Below are 14,925 nucleotides of genomic sequence, written 5' to 3'. Positions count from 1 at the left end.
GCCGACGCATACCAAGACTGGATCCATAGCTACAATCACCACAGGCCCCATACCGGCATCGGCGGCAAATCACCCATCGACCGCGTTCACAACGTCAATGGGAAGTACACCTAGCGGATGCCCGCACCGGGCCCCGGAGCGCTGGCCTCTACTCCTCCACAATGTGGGTTTGATCAGGTTATCCACAGGGCGCGGACGGACACAGTTCTGAGGCTCGGAATGTCAGTGGTCACCCGTAACGTGTGTCTCATGAAGCCTTCCGACAGTGAACAGCTAGAACACCTGGGTAGTCATTTCGATGCGATCCGGGAGACGCAGGCGGAGTCCGCCCGGGTCGACGCCCGCCGGGCCGAACAGGTCGATCAGGCCCGCCGGTTCGCCGAAGCCCTGGCCCGGAACGCGGCCCAGGCAGCCAACGACAAGGCCAGGGAGGCACCCACGGCACTGACCAGTGTCGCGGTCGGGGTGCCCCGGGCCCGGTGGGACGCTGCCATGGTCGCCGAGAGGGAGTTCGTGTCCGAGCTGGCCTGCACGCTGCGGCTGCCGGTGCGGTCGACCGAGACCCTGATCGCCGAAAGCCGCACCCTGATGAATGAGCTGCCCGCCACCCGGGCCGCGCTGCAAGACGGGTCGATCACGTACCGGCACGCGCAGGCGATCATGGACCAGGCCTGGTCCCTCCCCACAGAGGCACTGGCCGGTTTCGAAGAGGCCCTGTTGAAATCCGCTCCGCACCTGACCGTGGCCAACCTGAGGTATAAGGCCCGGATCATGCGGGAACGACTGCACCCGGAGTCGATCACAGCCCGGCACCAGAAATCGGTGGCCGACCGCAAGGTGATTTTCGAGCCCGAGGCCGACGGGATGGCCTCGCTGCATTGGTTCGATTCGGCGGAGAAGGTGAAGGCCGGGTACGACCGGCTCACGGTGGTGGGGATGAGCCTGCAGGGCCCCGATGAGGGCCGAACGCTCACACAGTTGCGGGCGGACGTGTTCGACGACCTCATCCTCAACGGGGTCACCGCGACAGGGGTCGGCAAGGGAATCCGCGGCTCGGTGCACGTGACCGTGCCGGTGATGACGCTGCTCGGCCACTCCGAAGAACCCGGGCACCTCGAGGGATACGGGCCGATCGACCCGGACACCGCCCGCGACATCGCGGCCCGAGCGCCCAGCTTCATCCGGATCCTGACCCACCCCGAGACTGAAGCGGTGCTCTCGGTCGGGCGCACCCGATATAAGGTGCCGAAAGAACTGCGACAATACCTGCAGGTGCGGGACGAGACCTGTCGGTACCCCGGGTGCCGCCGGGCCGCAACACAGTGCGAAATCGACCACACCCTCGACTGGCAGTTCGGCGGGCTGACGGAGCACGACAACCTCGCGCATCTGTGTCCGGCCGACCATGCGCTGAAGTCGGAGACCCGATGGACCTACGTGCACCTCCCGGACGGCACCCTGAAGTGGACCTCGCCGACCGGGCGCACGTTCATCAGCGAGCCGGCCACGATGATCCGTGCATCGAGGCGCACGCCGGCGAAGGCGGTAAAGCCGATGCGGCCGGGTGATTCGGGGGAACCGGCGCCGTTCTGAGCGCGTTGTGACGGCACGTCGGTGGGGTTTCGACGGGCTCGACCACCGGGTGGCTCAGCGGGTGGTGACGGTTCCGCCGAGGGACGCAACGGCGCGAACCAGCCGAGGGCCCGCGGCGAACCAGGCCACAAGCATCACGACCAGAGAGGCCGCGAAGATCCAGAAGCCGGTCCAGCCGTCGTCGCTCTGGGCGGCATACATATGGTTCAGGTTGCGGAGGGCGCCGGTGGCGAACACCAGCGTGACGTGGATCACGATGAAAGCGAGGAAGAAGACCATCACGCCCACGTGCACGGCCCTGGTCGGTCTCAGCGGGATCAGTGCGCCGAGTCGACGCGACGTGCAGAGCGGTGACAGACGGATGCCCGTGGCCAGGGCGAGCGGCGCGGCCACGAACACGATGCTGAAGTAGCTCAGGGTCTGAAGGGCGTTGTAGTTCACCCAGCCGTCGGTCACCGGCCAGTCCAGCGAGGCGTATTGGAGGGCGGCCGAGAGCGCGTTCGGGATGATGTCCCAGCTGACCGGGACGATGCGCACCCACTGGCCGGTGGCGAAGAGCAGCACGTAGAAGACGACTCCGTTGAGCACCCACAGGGCGTCGACCGTGAGGTGCAGCCAGACGTTGATGCCCATCCGGCGTGGGGCACGCCTGGTGCGGAGAAGGCCGGTGTTGCGCCGGGTCCAGAACATGCTCGGTCGCCCTGCCGAGCGGATCTGCCACCCTGACCGCACGATGAAGAGCAGGAAGAAGACGTTCAGGCCGTGCTGCCAGGCCAGCCATGCCGGGAAGCCGACGGGGGCCCAGACCGGCAGCGGCGAGGCACCCGGGAAGTCGACCAGGAACGCCTGCGTCGCGGGCAAGGCACGGATGCCCCGGGCAGCGAGCACGACGGCGGCCAGCAGGACGATCGCCAGTGGGATGGCCCACCAGAGCTTGGTCCAGGGGCCCAGCTTGGTCCAGGGGCTCCGGGCATACGGCATGGGTTGAGGCTTTCTAGTCAGTCGGAACACAGACGATGTCAGCGCCCGCTAATGAGCGGTCAGGCGAACCAGAGGGCGAGTTCGCGGTCGGCCGACTCGGGCGAGTCGGAGCCGTGCACGAGGTTTTGCTGCACCTTGGTGCCCCAGTCGCGACCGAAGTCACCACGGATGGTTCCGGGAGCGGCGGTGGTCGGATCGGTGGTGCCGGCCAGAGAGCGGAACCCCTCGATCACACGTTCGCCGGCGATGCGCAGCACGAAGATCGGGCCACTTTCCATGAACTCGACGAGAGGTTCGAAGAACGGCTTGCCCTGGTGCTCGGCATAGTGCTCGGCCAGGAGGGACCGGTCGGCCTGTACGAGCTTCGCGTCGACGAGGGAGTACCCCTTCTGCTCGATGCGGCGCAGGATCTCACCGGAGAGATTGCGGGCAACGCCATCCGGCTTGACCAATACAAGGGTTTCCTGGACCTGGGTGCTCATGATTTCTCTTTCTCGATGCTGTCGTTGTCGGGGAAGTTCTGGTTCTGGTTGTCGATCCGGGAGCCGGCGATCATGCAGTACGCCCACATGGCGGCGAACATGCCGCCGACGAAGAACATGGCCGGGTTGAGGAAGCCGGCGGCGACCATGATCAGCTGGAGGACCCAGCCTGCGACATAGGCCCATTCGAAACGGAGCAGGGCGAGCACGGCCACCATGGCCAGGCCCAGCGCTGCTCCCCCACCCAGGGCGAGCCAGGGTGGCAGCGCCTGCAGGCCGAAGATCACCAGGGCGGCGAGGGCCACCACGATGACCTCGAAGCCGAGCACGATGGTCGCGAGGGTGCGCTTGACCGAGCGCGGTGCGGGCGTCATTTCGCCAGCCATTCCCGGGCGTCGGCCAGGATGATGGCTTCGCCGACGAGGGTGATCGAACCGGTCACGATCACGGCCCGCTTCGGCGACTCGAGTGCCCAGTCCCGGGCGGAATCGACTGCCTGCGCGACGTCGTCGAACCGGATGGTGGTCTCCTCGCTGCCGACGCTGGCGACCAGGTCGGCGAGGTCGTCCACGCCGATCGCGCGCTCGGATTGCGACTGCGTGACATGGAACCGAACCACCTGGGGGGCCAGGGCGGCGATGATGCCGGTCGCGTCCTTGTCGGCGAGGATGCCCACCACGGCCACGATCTCGTCGAAATCGAAGTAGTCGGCCAGCGCCGTGCTGAGGGCGGCGGCGCCGTGGGGATTGTGCGCGGCATCCACCAGCACGGTCGGTGCGATGCCGACCAACTGCAGGCGTCCGGGCGAGGTGACCTGCGCGAGGCCCTCCTCGACCAGGTCGTGGGAAAGCGCCGTGGTGCCGGCCCCGAGGAAGGACTCGACGGCGGCTATCGCGACGGCCGCGTTCTGGGCCTGGTGCGTGCCGTACAACGGCAGGAACAGGTCGGAGTAGATGCCGGCGAGGCCGCGCACCGAGATGAGCTGCCCGCCCACGGCCACCTGGCTGCTGAGCAGCGCGAATTCCTCGCCCTCACCGGCGAGGGTCGACTCGGTGAGCTCGACGGCGCGTTCGAGTTCCGCCTGCGCGGCCTCGTCCTGCCGGGCCGAGACCACAGCGGCGGACGGTTTGATGATGCCGGCTTTGGTGCGCGCGATCTCGGCGATGGTGTCGCCGAGACGCAGGGTGTGGTCGAGGGCGATGGGCGTGAACACGGCCACCTGACCGTCGGCGACGTTGGTGGAGTCCCACTCGCCGCCCATGCCGACCTCGATCACGGCGACGTCGACGGGGGCGTCGGCGAAGCAGGCGTAGGCCAGCACGGTGAGCGCCTCGAAGAAGGTGAGCGCATCGTCGCCGGCGGCGGCGAGCTCCGCGTCGACCATGGCCAGGAAGGGTTGGATGTCGGCCCAGTTCGCGGCCAGGGCCTCATCGGTGATCGACTCGCCGTCGATCACGATGCGCTCGTTCAGCCGCACCAGGTGCGGGCTGGTCATCAGCCCCGTGCGCAGCCCGTAGGCGCGCACGATGCTCTCGGTGATCCGGCTCGTGCTGGTCTTGCCGTTGGTGCCGGTGATGTGGATGACCGGGTACACCGTCTGCGGGTCACCCAGCAGCTCCAGCGCCCGACGGGTCGGGGCCAACCGCGGCTTCGGCGCCCCCTCGCCCACCCGGGAGAGGAGTGCGGCGAAGACGGCATCCCCGGCCTCGCGACCGGCATCGGCAGGCTGACGCGACTTCTTCGACTCGGGCTTCTTGGAGTCGGGCTTCTTCGACTCGGGCTTCTTCGACTCGGGCTTTTTGGACTCGGGCTTCTTCGACTCGGGCTTCTTCGACTCGGGCTTCTTGGAGTCTGGCTTCTTCGACTCGGGCTTCTTGGAGTCTGGCTTCTTCGACTCGGGCTTCTTCGATTCAGACATGGACGAGTCCGTTCTCTCGGGCGACGGCGACCAGCACGGTCCCTCGGTTGGCGTACTGACCACCCTGGAAGAGTACGTAGTGCTCCACCGGGGCGCCGACCAGGCTCTGCAGCCACTCGGAAGGCAGGCCGTGCGCGAGGCTGTCCTCGGACACCTCCGTGGCCAGATGGGTCGCGAACCGCAGGGTCAGGGTCTCCGCGGCGACGTCGACGCCAGCCGCGAGGGCGAAGGTCTCGGCGTCCTCGGTGGAGTAGAAGACCAGATCCAGACGGATGCGGTCGCTCACCTCGAATCCGGCCGACTTGCGAGTGTCCTGCACGGCGCGGATCAGGTCACGGGCGAAGCCCTCCGCCTCGAGTTCGGGCGTGGTCTGCGTCTCGAGCAGCACGAAACCGCCGCCCGCCAGGAGGGCCAGGGCCGGGGCATCCGACGCCGCGTCGTCGACGACGGGGGAACCGTCGGCCGGGCCGGTCTGCAGCACGAGTTCGTACTCCCCTGCGACCAGCTCGATGCCGCCGGCGGTGACGACGTCGGCGGTCTCGCTCCAGTCGCCGGCGCGGGCGGCCTTGATGACCTGCTGCACCTGCTTGCCGAGGCGCGGGCCGGCGGCCCGGGCGTTCACGGTGAGCCGGGAGGTGATGCCGTAGGCGCTCGCGCTGTCGTCGGCCAGCTCGACCAGGCGCACGCTCTTGACGTTCAGCTCGTCGCGAAGGATGCCCTCGAACGGGGCCAGGGCCGCCGTGTCGACTGTGACCACGGTAAGGGTTGCCAGCGGCAGGCGCACGCGCAGACCGGCCTGCTTGCGCAGCGACAGCACGGTGGAGCTGATGGTGCGCACCTGGTCCATCGCCGTGACCAACACGGTGTCACCGGGGAACAGATCGGCGTCGGGCCAGTCGGTCAGGTGCACGCTGCGCCCACCGGTGAGGCCCTGCCAGATGCGCTCGGTGACGAGCGGGAGCATCGGGGCGGCCACCCGGGTCACGGTTTCGAGCACGGTGTAGAGCGTGTCGAAGGCCTCGTTCGCGGTGGTCGCGCCTGTCGAGCCCGAGCCCGAGCCGGAGCCCGAGACCGAGCTCCCGGCGCCGGCCCAGAACCGGTCTCGCGAGCGGCGCACGTACCAGTTGGTGAGCACGTCGGCGAAGTCCCGGAGCCGGGCGGTCGCCTGGGTGCTGTCGAGGGCCTCCAGGTCGGCCGTGACCTCCACGATCAGGTCGCGGGTCTTGGCCAGCAGGTAGCGGTCGAGCACGTCGGTGGAGTCGGTGCGCCAGGTGGCGTCGTAGCCCTTCTCACCGGACGCGTTGGCGTAGAGCGAGAAGAAGTACCAGGTGCTCCAGAGCGGGAGCATGACTTGGCGGGCACCCTCGCGGATGCCCTCCTCGGTGACGATCAGGTTGCCGCCGCGCAGCACGGAGGAGCTCATCAGGAACCAGCGCATGGCATCCGAACCGTCCCGATCGAATACCTCGTTCACATCGGGGTAGTTGCGCAGCGACTTGGACATCTTCTGCCCGTCGTTGCCGAGCACGATGCCGTGGCTGACCACGTTCTTGAAGGCGGGGCGGTCGAACAGGGCGGTGGAGAGCGTGTGCAGCATGTAGAACCAGCCGCGGGTCTGCCCGATGTACTCCACGATGAAGTCGGCCGGGTTGTGGCTGTCGAACCAGTCGGCGTTCTCGAACGGGTAGTGCACCTGCGCGAACGGCATCGACCCGGAGTCGAACCAGACGTCGAGCACATCCGTGATCCGCCGCATGGTGGACTGGCCCGTGGGGTCGTCGGGGTTCGGGCGGGTGAGCGCGTCGATGTAGGGGCGGTGCAGGTCGGTGGGGCGCACGCCGAAGTCGGCCTCGAGCTCGTCGAGGGAGCCGTAGACGTCGATGCGCGGGTAATCGGGGTTGTCGCTCTTCCAGACCGGGATCGGCGAGCCCCAGTACCGGTTGCGGCTGATCGACCAGTCGCGGGCGTTGCCGATCCACTTGCCGAACTGGCCGTCCTTGACGTTCTCCGGCACCCAGTTGATCTCCTGGTTGAGGTCCACCAGTCGGCCACGGAAGTCGGTGACACGCACGAACCAGCTCGACACGGCCTTGTAGATCAGCGGGTTGCGGCAGCGCCAGCAGTGCGGGTAGGAGTGCTCGTAGCTGGCCTGTCGAAGCAGGCGGCCCTCGTTCTTGAGCAGCTGGGTGAGCGGCTTGTTCGCGTCGCTCCAGAGCTGGCCGGCGACCTCGGGCACGTCGGCGAGGAACTTGCCGCCCGCGTCGAGCGAGATGATCACCGGGATGCCGGCGGCCTCGCAGAGCTTCTGGTCCTCCTCACCGTAGGCGGGCGCCTGGTGCACGATGCCGGTGCCGTCGGCGGTGGTGACGTAGTCGGCCACGACGATCGTCCAGGCGTTCTGGGTACCCCAGACCGCGGTGTCGGCGTAGTAGTCGAAGAGGCGGTCGTAGCTGACGCCCTCGAGGGCGGTGCCGAGAACGGTGCGAGAGATCGCCGCGGTGGCGTCCGCCGCCGAGTCGTAGCCGAGGTCCTTGGCGTAGTTGCCGACCAGGTCGATCGCGATCAGGTATTCGGCGCCGAGAACCTCGGTGGAGGCGACGGATGCCGCGGCATCCGTCCCGGGAACGGACTCCCGCAGCACCGTCGCGTCCGGGGTGCCGTTCGGCCCGGCCGGCACGACGGCGTAGACGATCTCGGGGCCCACGGCGAGCGCCAGGTTCGTCGGGAGTGTCCAGGGGGTGGTCGTCCAGGCCAGGGCGCGCACGGCGGTCAGCCCCAGGGCTTCGGCCTTGGCGCCGACGAGCGGGAACGTGACCGTGACGGTCTGGTCCTGGCGCATCTTGTAGACGTCGTCGTCCATGCGCAGTTCGTGGTTGGACAGCGGCGTCTGGTCGCGCCAGCAGTACGGCAGCACCCGGTAGCCCTCATAGGCCAGACCCTTGTCGTGCAGCCGTTTGAAGGCCCAGATCACGGATTCCATGAAGGTGATGTCGAGCGTCTTGTAGTCGTTCTCGAAGTCGACCCAGCGCGCCTGGCGGGTGACGTACTCCTCCCAGACCTTGGTGTACTTGAGCACGGAGCTACGGGCGACGGCGTTGAAGGCGCCGATGCCCATCTTCTCGATCTCGCTCTTGTCGGTGATGCCCAGCTCGCGTTCGGCTTCCAGTTCGGCCGGTAGGCCGTGGGTGTCCCAGCCGAAGCGGCGGTGCACCTGCTTGCCACGCATGGTCTGGAACCGCGGGAACAGGTCCTTCGCGTATCCGGTCAGCAGGTGGCCGTAGTGGGGCAGGCCGTTGGCGAACGGCGGGCCGTCGTAGAAGACCCACTCGGGGGCATCCGCCCGGTTGTCGATCGACGCCTGGAAGGTGCCGTCGTTCTTCCAGAACGCGAGCACGTCGGTTTCGATCTGGGGGAAGTTCGGCGAGGGCACGATGCCGCCGGGCTGGGCGGGGGAACCGGACTGCTGGCCTTTGGGGTACGTCATGTCTCTCCTGGACGAGTCGGGCAGGCTCTGTCGTTCACAGATCTGCCCCTGTTCCACGAGGACGCCGACTCCGAACGGGATTCGCCGCGGTACCACCTCGCTTGTCTCTCGAAGCCGAAGCCCTGGGAAACCGCTTGTTCTGAGGCTGTGACGGGCCCGACCCGTTCGGTTCTACTGGGAACCGCCGCGAAGCGGTTGCCGTTCTTCCGAAGACTCACCGGTGATGGCCGGATCACAGTCATGCTGTTCGATTCTACCCTGCGTCCGGCCCCGGGCGTGCAGGGAGCGGTACCCCATGCAGACGGGCGCGATGGCCGCGCCCACGTAGGGTTCCAGCGCTCCGCGGGTGACCCCGGCACGCGCCCAGACCCCGGCGGCGGCGGCCGCGGCCCCGAGCACGGCCATCGCGAAGGCCCGGCTGGAGAGCTGGTCGGTCGAGCCGCCTCGCGCTCCGACGAAGCGGGTGACCAGGGTCACCTGGGCCATGAACCGGGACAGGGCGGATGCCTCCAGCTCGCCGGTCGTGCCCATCAGCTCGTACTGGGTGAGCGCCCAGGGCACCTGCCCCGGCCCGAACGCGGCAGAGACCTGCAGCAGCGCCCGCTCCACGGCATCCACGGCCTCCGCCGGCCCGGCTGCGGCGGCGCACTGGTCGAGGGCGGCCGGCAACGTCGCCAGGCCCGCGTCGACGTCGACCCAGAGCAGGTCACTCTTGGCCGTGAAGTAGTTGAAGAAGGTGGCCCGGCTGACGCCCGCGCGGCAGGTGATCTGAAAGATCGTGGTGCCCGCATACGTCTGCTCGAGGAAAAGCTCGGCGGACGCCTCCTCGAGCATCGCCCGCGAGGATCCGCGGGGCCGGCCGGCCCGCTTCGGTTCGGGATCAGGCATGCCGCTCCTGTGTTCTACGATGGGACAGGTCCATCTCGTTTGTGGACCGAGTCCAACAATTGCACACTCGGCCCATCGGGCGCCGCGGAAAGAGACCCACCATGCACACTTCGGGGCATACCCAGCGCGCATCGCGCACCCTGACCGGGCTGGTCGGCCTCGTCGCCACCGGCATCCTGCTCGCCGGCTGCGCCACTGCCGAGTCCCCTGAAGCCACCGAGCCCGTCTCCGGTGGCACGCTGACCTACGCGTCCGGCGACGCCGAGCCCACCTGCCTGGACCCGCACGTGGGCGGCAACTACCCGCAGGCCCTGGTCAGCACGCAGTACCTCGAGTCGCTCGTCTCCCGGGACGAGGACGGCACGATCATCCCCTGGCTGGCCGATTCGTGGACCGAGAGCGCCGACGGGCTGGCCTGGGACTTCACGCTCGCCGCCGACGTGAGCTTTACCGACGGCACCCCGCTCGACGCCGCCGCCGTGCAGGCGAACATCGCGCACATCCAGGACCCCGAGACGGGCTCGTCGACCGGCTACCTGGCCCTAGCTAAGGTCACCGGCACCGAGGCGGTCTCCACCAACGTCGTGCGCCTCGTGCTGAGCGAACCCGACAGCGCCCTGCTCGAATCACTCTCCCAGCCGTGGTTGGCGATCGAATCTCCCACCGCGTTGGCCCGCAGCCAGGACGAGAACTGCGCCGCTCCGGTCGGGACCGGTCCGTTCCAGGTCGAGAAGTGGGTGCAGCAGGAATCGATCACCCTGGTGCGGAACAAGAACTACAGCTCCCCGCCCGAGGATGCCGGGCACACAGGGCCGGCCTACCTCGACTCCATCGTCTGGCGCTTCATCCCCGACTCAGCTTCCCGCTACGCGGCCCTGCAGTCCGGCGACGCCGACGTGATCGACAACATTCAGCCCGACACCATCGTGCAGGCCGAGAAGAGCGACACCATTGTGCACCTCGACGCCCCGCGCCCGGGCGCCTCGAACCGGATCGAGCTGAACTCCGGCCGCGCACCGTTCGACGACCCGCTCGTGCGGGAGGCGTTCATCCGCTCGGCGAACGTCGACGACGCCGTCACGAGCCTGTTCCACGGCACGGCCGAACGCTCGTACTCCGCCCTCTCCAGCGCCGAACCGCTCGCCGTGTCAGGCCCCGACCTGTTCGACTACGACCCCGCGGCCGCCTCGGACCTGCTCGATTCCGCCGGCTGGACCGAGCGAGACTCGGACGGCTACCTGGTTAAGGACGGCGAGCGCCTCACGGTCGACTTCCCGGTGAGCACGAACCAGTCCATCCCGGCGGAGCAGTCCCTGTTCGAGCAGATCCAGGCCACCGCGAAAGAGACCGGCTTCGAGGTCGTGCTCAGCCCGATGGACCTCTCCAGCTGGTACACCGCGCTAGGCGAGAACGACTACGACGCCGTCAGCGCCCCGTACACGAAGGTCGGACCCGACGTTCTGCGCATCCTGTTCCACTCCGACGGCATCATCCCTGCACCCAGCGGATACTTCGCCAATCACGCCCAGGTGAATGACCCGGCCATCGACGCCCTGCTCACCCAGGCCGGCCAGGTGACGGATGCCGAGGAACGCGCCGCCCTCTACGCCGACGCGCAGAACATGGTGCTCGAGGGCTTCTACATCCTGCCGCTCTTCGACCAGCAGAACCACTACCTGCTCGGCACCGACGTGGTGGGCGCGCGGGCGCTGCCGACCGTGTCGACGCCCACGTTCTACGATGCGTGGCTGAAGTAGGCCGCGCCGCGCCGGTCGTCCGGACGGCCCGGGTCGTCCTGGGCCGCCTGGGCGGCGCTGTCTTCGTACTCTGGATGGTGGCCACGCTGACCTTCTTCGCTATCCGCCTGATCCCCGGCGACCCGGCCGAGGCCATCCTGGGTGGCCCCGGCTCGCAGACCTCTCCGGAGGCGCTCGCCGCGGTCCGGGCGGAATACGGGCTCGACCAGCCCGTGTTCGTGCAGTACCTGGCGCAGCTGGCACGCCTGGCCACCGGGGACCTGGGCCGCTCGTACTCCCTGAACCAGGACGTCGCGCCGCTCCTGCTCGGCCAGCTCGGCGGCACCCTGTTGCTGGCCGTGCTCGCCCTCGCCGTGGCCTGGCTGCTCGCCCTCGGGCTGGCCACCTGGTCCACCCGCGGCGGGCGGTTCGCCTGGTACCTGGGGTCCGGGCTGGAGATCGTGGCCGCCGCGCTCCCCCACTTCTGGCTGGCGACGGTGCTGATCGTGCTGTTCAGCGTCTGGCTGGGCTGGCTGCCGCCGATCAGCACCTCCGGGGTGTCCGGGCTGGTGCTGCCGGTGCTGACCCTCGCCGTGCCTCTCGCCGGTTTCCTCGGCCAGATCATGCGGGAGTCGCTGCTCACGGCGCTGGAGTCCCCATTCGTGCTCTCCGCCCGCGCCCGCGGCGAGGGCGAACGCGGGGTGCGCTGGGTGCACGTCATCCGGCACGCGTCGCTGCCGGCGATCAGCCTCTCCGGCTGGGCCTTCGGCTCCCTGATCAGCGGGGCCGTGGTGGTCGAGACCATTTTCGCCCGGCCGGGCCTGGGGCGCACGCTGCTGACCGCGGTGACCGTGCGCGACGTCCCGGTCGTGGTCGGCGCGGTGCTGATCGTGGCCGTCGGGTACATCCTGATGACCCTGCTCACCGACCTGGCCCAGCGCATCGCCGACCCTCGGTTGCGGGCGCGATGAGCGACCTCGAGATCCAGGCCGGGCTGGGCCGGGCGCCGCGAGCGCCCAGGACTGCGCGTGCGTCCCGCCGGTTCGGCGTGGCCGAGGTTCTGGCCGGCCTGTTCGCCCTGTTCCTGGTCACGGCGGCGCTGTTCCCCACGCTCGTGGCCCCCGGCGACCCGCTCGGGATCGACCCGCTGTCGGCGTTCCAGACCCCCTCACCCGCACACTGGTTCGGCACCGACGAATCCGGCCGGGACATCTATACGCGGGTCAGCCACGGCACCGGCAGCTCCCTGCTGATCGGCACCCTCGCCACCCTGATCGGACTCGGCCTGGGACTCGTGCTCGGCACCCTGGCCGGCATGCTCGGCCCCGTCGTCGACTTCACCGTGAACCGGTTCCTCGAGGTGCTGTTCGCGTTTCCCGGGCTGCTGCTGGCCCTGCTCTTCATCCTGATCTTCGGGCCGGGCGTTGCCACGGCGACCGTCGCCGTGGGTCTGGCGACCGCGCCCGGCTATGCCCGCATCATCCGTGGCCAGCTGCTGTCCGTACGGTCCTCGGCCTTCGTCGAGGCGGCGACCGTGCTCGGGCGCAGCCCGGGGCAACTCCTGGTGCGGCACATCCTGCCCAACACCCTCGCTCCGCTGTTCGTGCTCGGCACGCTCGGCATCGGCCAGGCCATCGTCTGGGCGTCGGCGCTGAGCTACCTGGGCCTGGGCGCGGCGCCGCCCGCCGCGGAGTGGGGCGCGATGCTTTCCGCCGGGCGCACCTACATCGGGTCAGCCTGGTGGATGAGCTTCTTTCCCGGGCTCTTCATCGTGCTGACGGCGGTATCGGCTACGGCGCTCGGCCGCGGCATCGAGCGACGGATGAGGCACGCATGAGCGGCGAGCTGGGCGTGGGCCTGGGCGGCCTGGGCTCTCCCGAGGCCGCTGGCGTGACCGACGCGACGGCGGTACGGGTGCGGAACCTCGTGGTGGGCTTCGGGCCGCAGGGTGACGCCGACCCGGTGCTGAACGGAGTCTCGTTCGAGGTGGCCCCCGGCGAATGCCTGGCCATCGTGGGCGGGTCCGGCTCGGGCAAGAGCGTCACCGCGCGCAGCCTGCTCGGCCTGGCCGGTGACACGGCCTGGGTGCGCGCCGACGAGCTGAGCCTCGCGGGCTCCGATGTGCGCGGGCTCTCCGAGCAGCACTGGCGCCGACGGCGCGGCCGCGACGTCGGTCTGGTGCTGCAGGATGCCCTCGTGTCGCTGGACCCGCTGCGCCCGGTGGGCCGGGAGATCGCCGACTCACTGAGGCTGCACACCCGCCTCGGCGCCGCAGCTCGGCACGCTCGGGTGCTCGAGGTGCTGCACCAGGTGGGTCTGCCCGACGCCGCCAACCAAATGCGGAAACGCTCCGGTGAGCTCTCCGGCGGCCAACGCCAACGGGCCCTGATCGCGGCCGCGATCGCGCTGGACCCGCCGTTGCTGATCGCCGACGAGCCCACGACGGCGCTCGACGTCACCGTGCAGGCGCAGATCCTCGCGCTGCTGGCGAGCCTGAAACGCGCCGGCACCGGCATCCTGCTGATCAGCCACGACCTGGCCGTCGTCGGCCGCATCGCCGACCGGATCGCCGTGCTGAGCGAGGGACACATCGTCGAGCAGGGACCGGCGCAGGAAGTGCTGACCCGGCCGGAGCATCCGGTCACCCGGCAGATGCTCGCCGCGATCCCGGTCGACAAGCCGCGCGGGCTGCGGTTGAGCCCGCGGGCCGCTGCTCCGGTGCCACCTGCGTCCACTTCGTCGGCCTTCGCCTCGCCTGCCCCGCCGGCCTTCGTTTCACCTGCCCCGCCTGCCTTCGTTTCACCTGCCCCGCCGGCCTTCGCCGACCATGCCGACCGCGCCGCTAACCGCGACATCGTGCTGGAGGCCGCCGGACTGGTCAAGCGCTTCACCCGGCCCGACGGGAGCGAGCAGCTTGCGGTCGACGGGGTATCGTTTCGGCTCGAGCGCGGCACGACGCTCGGCATCGTGGGCGAATCCGGCTCCGGCAAGACCACGACGGCCCGCCTCGTGCTGGCGCTGACCCGGCCCGACGCCGGCGAGGTGCGGGTGCTCGGGCAGCCGTTCAGCGCCGCCGCGGAGAAGCAGCGCCGGCTCCTGCGACCCCGGCTCGGTGCGGTCTACCAGGATGCGCTCAGCTCCTTCGATCCCCGGCTGAGCGTCGAGCAGGTGTTGCGGGACGCGGTCGGCGGCGCGGCCGGGCGCGGCCGGCGCGGCGGCGCACCCGGCTCTGGCGACACCTCCGGCTCTGGAGGCTCTGCACCGACTGCCGCGTCGACTACCGCCTCAGCAACGGCTGCCGACCGGCTGCGCGTGCTGGAGCTGCTCGACGCGGTGGGTCTGCCGCCGGGGCTGCTGGGCCGCCGACCGCTCTCACTCTCCGGCGGGCAGCGGCAGCGGGTGAGCATCGCCCGAGCGCTGGCCTCCGACCCGCAGATCCTGATCTGCGACGAGCCCGTGTCCTCGCTCGACGTGACCGTGCAGGCCCAGGTACTCGACCTGCTCGACGATCTGCAGCGCGAACTGGGCCTCAGCCTGCTGTTCATCTCCCACGACCTCGGGGTGATCCAGCACGTGAGCGACCAGGTCGCCGTGATGCTGGATGGCCGCATCGTCGAGACCGGTGCCGCGGCCCGGGTCTTCGCCGCCCCGCAGCATCCGTACACGCAGGCCCTGCTCGGGGCGGTCCCCCGGCTCGGATTCTGACCCTGGGGCGACTCCGTCCCGAACGAATTCGACGGAGATTCTGCCCAAAACGTCCCGTTCGGGCCTGAAAACCGGCTCCCAGAGCAAAATCTCCGTCGAATTGGTGGGGCCATCGCCTGAATCGACCGCCCCCTGACG

12 protein-coding genes are annotated in these 14,925 nt (G+C 69.3%); 6 read left to right on the top strand and 6 right to left on the bottom strand.

All coding sequences use genetic code 11. The features are described from left to right. On the top strand, positions 1 to 114 hold a 114-nt coding region (locus E3O67_RS06720; RefSeq protein WP_166786889.1), incomplete at its 5' end, for an integrase core domain-containing protein. A gap of 135 nt (positions 115 to 249) precedes the next feature. After that, the gene (locus E3O67_RS06715) at positions 250 to 1,593 is read left to right on the top strand and encodes an HNH endonuclease signature motif containing protein (RefSeq protein ID WP_167726519.1); all 1,344 of its coding nucleotides are present in this window, start codon (positions 250 to 252) and stop codon (positions 1,591 to 1,593) included. Between the two features lie 54 nt (positions 1,594 to 1,647). On the opposite strand, the gene E3O67_RS06710 is transcribed toward E3O67_RS06715, so the two are convergent. The 6 genes from E3O67_RS06710 to E3O67_RS06685 form a co-directional block, all read right to left on the bottom strand. Then, complete coding sequence (locus E3O67_RS06710; RefSeq protein ID WP_134430563.1) at positions 1,648 to 2,574, bottom strand: cytochrome b/b6 domain-containing protein; 927 nt, start codon at positions 2,572 to 2,574, stop codon at positions 1,648 to 1,650. A gap of 59 nt (positions 2,575 to 2,633) precedes the next feature. After that, complete coding sequence (gene ndk / locus E3O67_RS06705) at positions 2,634 to 3,056, bottom strand: nucleoside-diphosphate kinase (RefSeq protein WP_134430565.1); 423 nt, start codon at positions 3,054 to 3,056, stop codon at positions 2,634 to 2,636. Then, positions 3,053 to 3,430 carry a DUF4233 domain-containing protein gene (locus tag E3O67_RS06700; protein WP_166786990.1) on the bottom strand — a complete coding sequence of 126 codons (378 nt, stop codon included), beginning with the start codon at positions 3,428 to 3,430 and terminating at the stop codon, positions 3,053 to 3,055. The genes ndk and E3O67_RS06700 overlap by 4 nt, the downstream gene beginning before the upstream one ends. Beyond that, on the bottom strand, positions 3,427 to 4,974 hold the full coding sequence (locus E3O67_RS06695) for a folylpolyglutamate synthase/dihydrofolate synthase family protein (protein WP_198418961.1): 1,548 nt from the start codon (positions 4,972 to 4,974) through the stop codon (positions 3,427 to 3,429). The genes E3O67_RS06700 and E3O67_RS06695 overlap by 4 nt, the downstream gene beginning before the upstream one ends. Next, positions 4,967 to 8,458 carry an isoleucine--tRNA ligase gene (gene ileS / locus E3O67_RS06690; protein WP_135102291.1) on the bottom strand — a complete coding sequence of 1,164 codons (3,492 nt, stop codon included), beginning with the start codon at positions 8,456 to 8,458 and terminating at the stop codon, positions 4,967 to 4,969. The genes E3O67_RS06695 and ileS overlap by 8 nt, the downstream gene beginning before the upstream one ends. Before the next feature lie 171 nt (positions 8,459 to 8,629). Beyond that, a complete protein-coding gene (locus E3O67_RS06685) occupies positions 8,630 to 9,346 on the bottom strand; it encodes a TetR/AcrR family transcriptional regulator (RefSeq protein WP_134430574.1) in 717 nt (238 codons plus the stop codon). 101 nt (positions 9,347 to 9,447) lie between these two features. Here E3O67_RS06685 and E3O67_RS06680 point away from each other — a divergent pair, with 101 nt between their 5' ends. Genes E3O67_RS06680 through E3O67_RS06665 form a run of 4 tightly spaced genes read left to right on the top strand, consistent with a single transcriptional unit; the run spans position 9,448 to position 14,787 of the window. Then, a complete protein-coding gene (locus E3O67_RS06680) occupies positions 9,448 to 11,103 on the top strand; it encodes an ABC transporter substrate-binding protein (RefSeq protein WP_134430578.1) in 1,656 nt (551 codons plus the stop codon). Beyond that, a complete protein-coding gene (locus tag E3O67_RS06675) occupies positions 11,091 to 12,053 on the top strand; it encodes an ABC transporter permease (RefSeq protein ID WP_255575634.1) in 963 nt (320 codons plus the stop codon). The genes E3O67_RS06680 and E3O67_RS06675 overlap by 13 nt, the downstream gene beginning before the upstream one ends. Beyond that, positions 12,050 to 12,919: an ABC transporter permease gene (locus tag E3O67_RS06670; protein WP_134399160.1), complete on the top strand. Its 870-nt coding sequence runs from the start codon at positions 12,050 to 12,052 to the stop codon at positions 12,917 to 12,919. Before E3O67_RS06675 ends, E3O67_RS06670 begins: the two co-directional genes overlap by 4 nt. Further along, positions 12,916 to 14,787: an ABC transporter ATP-binding protein gene (locus E3O67_RS06665; protein WP_135102290.1), complete on the top strand. Its 1,872-nt coding sequence runs from the start codon at positions 12,916 to 12,918 to the stop codon at positions 14,785 to 14,787. Before E3O67_RS06670 ends, E3O67_RS06665 begins: the two co-directional genes overlap by 4 nt. The last annotated feature ends 138 nt before the right edge of the window (positions 14,788 to 14,925 follow it).

Origin of the sequence: Cryobacterium sp. TMT3-29-2, assembly GCF_004564305.1 — a bacterium.
Classification (GTDB): domain Bacteria; phylum Actinomycetota; class Actinomycetes; order Actinomycetales; family Microbacteriaceae; genus Cryobacterium; species Cryobacterium sinapicolor.
The sequence above is the reverse complement of the archived record's forward strand: the minus strand, read 5'-3'. Positions and strand labels throughout refer to the sequence as shown.

Bases quoted from the DNA above. Each gene is read 5' to 3' on its own strand.
- E3O67_RS06715 (WP_167726519.1), top strand. From the start codon at position 250: ATGAAGCCTTCCGACAGTGAACAGCTAGAACACCTGGGTAGTCATTTC.
- E3O67_RS06710 (WP_134430563.1), bottom strand. From the start codon at position 2,574: ATGCCGTATGCCCGGAGCCCCTGGACCAAGCTGGGCCCCTGGACCAAG.
- ndk (WP_134430565.1), bottom strand. From the start codon at position 3,056: ATGAGCACCCAGGTCCAGGAAACCCTTGTATTGGTCAAGCCGGATGGC.
- E3O67_RS06700 (WP_166786990.1), bottom strand. From the start codon at position 3,430: ATGACGCCCGCACCGCGCTCGGTCAAGCGCACCCTCGCGACCATCGTG.
- E3O67_RS06695 (WP_198418961.1), bottom strand. From the start codon at position 4,974: ATGTCTGAATCGAAGAAGCCCGAGTCGAAGAAGCCAGACTCCAAGAAG.
- ileS (WP_135102291.1), bottom strand. From the start codon at position 8,458: ATGACGTACCCCAAAGGCCAGCAGTCCGGTTCCCCCGCCCAGCCCGGC.
- E3O67_RS06685 (WP_134430574.1), bottom strand. From the start codon at position 9,346: ATGCCTGATCCCGAACCGAAGCGGGCCGGCCGGCCCCGCGGATCCTCG.
- E3O67_RS06680 (WP_134430578.1), top strand. From the start codon at position 9,448: ATGCACACTTCGGGGCATACCCAGCGCGCATCGCGCACCCTGACCGGG.
- E3O67_RS06670 (WP_134399160.1), top strand. From the start codon at position 12,050: ATGAGCGACCTCGAGATCCAGGCCGGGCTGGGCCGGGCGCCGCGAGCG.
- E3O67_RS06665 (WP_135102290.1), top strand. From the start codon at position 12,916: ATGAGCGGCGAGCTGGGCGTGGGCCTGGGCGGCCTGGGCTCTCCCGAG.